This is a genomic window from Melaminivora alkalimesophila, from assembly GCF_000282995.1.
GTDB classification, from domain to species: Bacteria; Pseudomonadota; Gammaproteobacteria; order Burkholderiales; family Burkholderiaceae_C; genus Melaminivora; species Melaminivora alkalimesophila.
Genome location: NZ_ALEE01000464.1, coordinates 1 through 4,739 on the forward strand (window position 1 = coordinate 1; position 4,739 = coordinate 4,739).

The window sequence follows — 4,739 nt, forward strand, 5'->3', positions numbered from 1 at the left end:
CACGGGCGAGCCGCTGGCCTTCGGGCGCGAGTACCTGATCCCCAAGCCCTTCGATCCGCGGTTGATGATGAAGATCGCGCCGGCGGTGGCCCAGGCGGCGGCCGACAGCGGCGTGGCGCAGCGCCCGATCAGCGACATGGACGCCTACCGCGACCAGCTGCAGACCTTCGTCTACGCCTCCGGCACCATGATGAAACCCATCTTCATGGCCGCCAAGGGCGCCAGCGCCAAGCGCATCGCCTTCTCCGAGGGCGAGGAAGAGCGCGTGCTGCGCGCCGCGCAGATCGTGGTCGACGAGCACATCGCGCGCCCCACCCTGATCGGCCGCCCGGCCATCATCGCCCAGCGCATCGAAAAATTCGGCCTGCGCCTGAAAGAAGGCGCTGACTACGATGTCGTCAACGTCGAGGACGACCACCGCTACCGCGACTTCTGGCAGACCTACCACCGCATGACCGAGCGCAAGGGCGTCACCGTGCCGATCGCCAAGATCGAGATGCGCCGGCGCCTGACGCTGATCGGCTCGATGCTGCTGCACAAGGGCGAGGTCGACGGCCTGATCTGCGGGACCTGGGGCCACACGGTGCACCACCTCAACTACATCGACCAGGTCATCGGCAAGCGCGCCGGCGCCCGCACCTACGCCGCAATGAACGCGCTGCTGCTGCCCGGGCGGCAGGTGTTCATCGTCGACACGCACGTCAACTACGACCCCACGGCCGAGCAGCTGGCCGAGATCACGGTGATGGCGGCCGAGGAGATCATGCGCTTTGGCATCCGCCCGAAGGCGGCGCTGCTGTCGCACTCCAATTTCGGTTCGAGCAACCACGACAGCGCCGTGAAGATGCGCCGCACGCTGGAACTGCTGCGCGAGCAGGCGCCCTGGCTGGAGGTCGACGGCGAGATGCACGGCGACGTGGCGCTCGACGAGGAAGCGCGCCTGGAGCTGATGCCGCACGGCACGCTGGCCGGCAGCGCCAACCTGCTGGTCATGCCCAACATCGACGCCGCCAACATCTCCTACAACCTGCTCAAGACCGCCGCCGGCGGCGGCATCGCCATCGGTCCGATGCTGCTGGGCGCCGGCGCGCCGGTGCAGGTGCTGACCCCCAGCGCCACGGTGCGCCGCATCGTGAACATGACGGCCTTCACCGTGGCGGACGCCAACAGCCACCGCTGATCGCACGGAAAAACGGCGAAAAAAAGGCAAAAAACCTTCAATCGGCCGCCGCGCCTGCCCCATTGGTGGGCAGGCGCTTGCTTTTGCCCGCCCTTTTTGTCACACTTGCGGGTCGAAATTTCGGGTTAACCCGGAGTTTTTGAAAAAAGGTGTAGCGGATGCTGAAGGCTTTGGCCCTGCCAGCGTGCAAGGCATTGGTGGCGTGCGCCCTGGGCGCGGCACTGGCCCTGCCCGGGCAGGCCCGCGCGCCGGTCGAGCTGGCCGTCGTGCAGCCCATTCCCCTGGCCGAGCTGCCCGCGCAGGGTCGCGCCACCTATGCGCTGATCCTGGCGGGCGGCCCGTTCCGCTACGAGAAGGACGGCACGGTCTTCGGCAACCGCGAGCGGCTGCTGCCGGCGGCCCGGCGCGGCTACTACCGGGAATACACGGTGCCCACGCCCGGCGTGCGCCACCGGGGCGCGCGGCGCATCGTCTGCGGCGGGCCACCGCGCCTGCCCGAGGCCTGCTACTACAGCGGCGACCACTATGCAAGCTTCCGGGTCATCGCGCCATGAGCGCCCCGTGCTCCCGGTCCGCACGCACGCCCCCCTCCCACCGCCTGCAGCCCGCCGACGGCAGGCGGTGATCCATTCCATGGACCCCTGAAGAGAAAGAGCAACGGAGATGCAAACGCCACTTCGCAAGGAACAGGAAACCCTTCTACGCGGTGTGCGCCCCAACATCGTGCAGTCCATCCGTGCCTTCCGCGTGCACGACCTGCAGGAGACGGCGCGCATCCTGGGCCAGCACTTCCTGTATGCCAACCTGGCGCATGCCCAGACGCGCCAGGATGTGCTCGAGCTGATCGCCACCCAGTTCACCTTCCCGGCGCACTTCGGCAAGAACTTCGATGCGCTGTACGACTGCATGACGGACCCGCTGCACAAGTGCGGCCCGCAGCCGGGCTTCGTGGTGGTGCTCGACCAGATCCCGACCACGCCGAAGTTCGACAAGGAAGTGCGCGAGCAGCTGCTGGACGTGTTCCGCGAGGCGGCCGACTATTGGGCCGAGCGCAAGATCGCCTTCCGCTGCTTCTATTCTTTTCTGTAGCCCGTTCCGCATCCGCCGGCCAGGCGGGACGGGCCAGCGCGGCATCGCAGGATGCCCCGCACCAGGCCACCCGGCCCATCGCCCTCGATGGTGCCTTCGACCAGGCGCTGCCCACCGATTGGTTGGTGGACGTGACGCCCCAGGCGCTGCGCATGAGCAGCCCCTTCAACACCGGCTATTGGCTGGCGGCCGCCTGAGCGCAGCCCCGCTCAGCGGGGTGCCAGCGCCTGTGCGAGCGCCACGTACTGCGCCACCGGCACCTCCTCGGCGCGGCGCTGCAGGTCGAAGTCCGCGTGCCGGTCGTGCTGCTGCATCCAGGCTCCCAGCGTGTGCCGCAGCAGCTTGCGGCGCTGGCTGAAGGCGACCTGCACCAGCTGCGACAGCAGCGCCACGTCCACCGCCGGCGGCTGCGCGAGGGGCCGCATGCGCACCACCGCGCTGTCCACGCGCGGCGGCGGCTCGAAGGCCTCGGGCGGCACGAACAGCACGTCCTCCATCGCGTAGCGCCACTGCAGCATCACCGACAGGCGCCCGTAGGCCGCCGTCGCGGGCTGCGCCACCATGCGGTCGATGACCTCCTTTTGCAGCATGAAATGCTGGTCCTCCACCACTTCCACCTGCCCGAGCAGGTGGAACAGGATGGGCGAGGAGATGTTGTAGGGCAGGTTGCCCACCACCCGCAGCTTCGGCGCGCCCAGGGAATCGGCCAGCTGGGCGAAGTCCACCTTCAGCACGTCGGATTCGACGACCCGCAGCTGGGGGTGTCGGCGCAGGCGCTCGGCCAGGTCGCGGTCGAGCTCGATCACGGTCAGGCGCCCGAGGCGCTCGACCAAGGGCTGCGTGAGCGCCGCCAGGCCGGGGCCGATCTCCACCACCGGCTGGCCCGGGCGCGGGTCGATGGCGCGCACGATGGCGTCGATGATCGCCGGATCGGACAGGAAGTGCTGGCCGAAGCGCTTGCGCGCGACGTGCGGGCGGCTCACCACTGCGGCGGCTCGCGCAGTTCCACGTAGGCGCGCGCACGGGCCTCCTGCAGCCACTGCGCGTAGGCCTCGTCGAGCTTCTTCTCGCGCACCACGTTGCGCACCATGTCGCGCTGTTCGCGCTGGGTGAGCTTGGCTTGGCGGCGCTCCAGCAGCTGGATCAGGTGCACGCCGAAGCGCGAGACCACCGGATGGCTGATCTCGCCGGGCGAGAGGGCGTTGAGCGCCTCCTCAAACTCGGGCACGTAGCGCCCGGGCGAGGCCCAGCCCAGGTCGCCGCCGTCCTTGCTGCTGCCGTCCTGCGAGACCTCGCGCGCCAGCTCGCCGAAGTCGGCCTGGCCCCGCACCACGCGCTCGCGCAGCTCCTCCAGGCGCTCGGCGACTTGGCGCTCAGTGGTGCCCGGCGGCACGCGCAGCAGGATGTGGCGTGCGTGGTTCTGCGTCACCGTGGCCGCCAGGCCGGCGCGGCTCTTGTCCAGCACCTTGAGGATGTGGAAGCCCGCCGGCGAGCGCAGCGGCCCCACCAGGCTGCCCACCGCAGCGTCGCGCGTGGCGCCGACGAACAGGTCCGGGTAGCGCGCGGCGGGGCGCAGGCCGAGCTCGCCGCCGCGGGCGGCCTCGGGGGCGTCGGAGGCGCGCTGCGCCAGCGCGGCGAAGTCCGCGCCCTGCTGAAGCTCGGCCATGAGCTGCTGCGCGCGCGCCTGCAGCTCGGCCGACTGCGCCGGTGTGGCGTCCTCGGGGACGCGGATGAAGATGTGGCCGAGATTGAGCTCCAGGCCCGAGGGGCCGCTCGACTGCTGCTGCTCGCGCAGGTACTGGTCGATGTCCAGCTCGCTCACGCGCACCCGCGCCTCCACGTCGCGCTCGCGCACGCGCAGCGCCAGCAGCTGGCTGCGCAGGTCCTCGCGGAAGCGCTCGCGGCCGATGCCGTCGGCCGCCAGCCGCCGGTACATCTCCTCGACCGGCACGCCGTTCTGCCGCGCCACCGATTGCTCGGCCTGGTCCACGGCCCAGTCGTCCACCTTCAGGCCGCTCTCGCGCGCCAGCTGCACCTGCACCTTCTCCAGGATCAGGCGCTCGAGCACCTCGCGCGCCAGCACGTCGCGCGGGGGCATGGGCGCGCCCTGGGCCATGAGCTGCTGGGCGGTGCGTTCGGCGCGCTGGCGCACCTCGTTGTTGGTGATCGGTTCGGAATTGACCACGGCGACGATGAAGTCGGCCGCGCGCAGGCTGCTGCCGGAGCCGCCCGGGGCCGGCAGCAGCTCGGTGGCGTTGGCCGGCAGGCGCGCTGCCTGCCCACCCCCCGTGGCGGGTGGGCGCAGCCCCTGCGCGAAGGCCGTGGCGCCGGCCAGCAGGGCGGCAGCGGCAAGGGCCGAGGTGAGGCAGGCCCGGGCCGGGGACAGAGCGCGTGAAGTCATGGCGTGGAAGGCGGTGGGGTTCCTGGGGCGGAAGGGGGGCGGCGCGGGTGGACCCCGCCGCCGCGGCGG

General features: G+C 70.8%; 5 protein-coding genes. 3 read left to right on the forward strand and 2 right to left on the reverse strand.

The genetic code is table 11. The features are described from left to right. From A612_RS09030 to A612_RS09040, 3 genes are all read left to right on the forward strand, one after another. Positions 1 to 1,180, forward strand: a 1,180-nt coding sequence (locus A612_RS09030; protein WP_019374173.1) for a phosphate acyltransferase, incomplete at its 5' end; no start/stop codon positions are given. Between the two features lie 158 nt (positions 1,181 to 1,338). Beyond that, the gene (locus tag A612_RS09035) at positions 1,339 to 1,734 is read left to right on the forward strand and encodes a guanyl-specific ribonuclease (RefSeq protein ID WP_019374174.1); all 396 of its coding nucleotides are present in this window, start codon (positions 1,339 to 1,341) and stop codon (positions 1,732 to 1,734) included. Between the two features lie 109 nt (positions 1,735 to 1,843). Continuing rightward, entirely contained in the window at positions 1,844 to 2,269 is a 426-nt protein-coding gene (locus A612_RS09040) for a barstar family protein (protein ID WP_040436465.1), read from the forward strand. A 209-nt stretch (positions 2,270 to 2,478) separates the two neighbouring features. On the opposite strand, the gene rsmA is transcribed toward A612_RS09040, so the two are convergent. Both rsmA and A612_RS09050 read right to left on the reverse strand, forming a co-directional pair. Continuing rightward, positions 2,479 to 3,252: a 16S rRNA (adenine(1518)-N(6)/adenine(1519)-N(6))-dimethyltransferase RsmA gene (gene rsmA, locus A612_RS09045; protein WP_040436466.1), complete on the reverse strand. Its 774-nt coding sequence runs from the start codon at positions 3,250 to 3,252 to the stop codon at positions 2,479 to 2,481. Then, complete coding sequence (locus A612_RS09050; protein ID WP_019374177.1) at positions 3,249 to 4,670, reverse strand: peptidylprolyl isomerase; 1,422 nt, start codon at positions 4,668 to 4,670, stop codon at positions 3,249 to 3,251. The genes rsmA and A612_RS09050 overlap by 4 nt, the downstream gene beginning before the upstream one ends. Between the last annotated feature and the right edge of the window lie 69 nt (positions 4,671 to 4,739).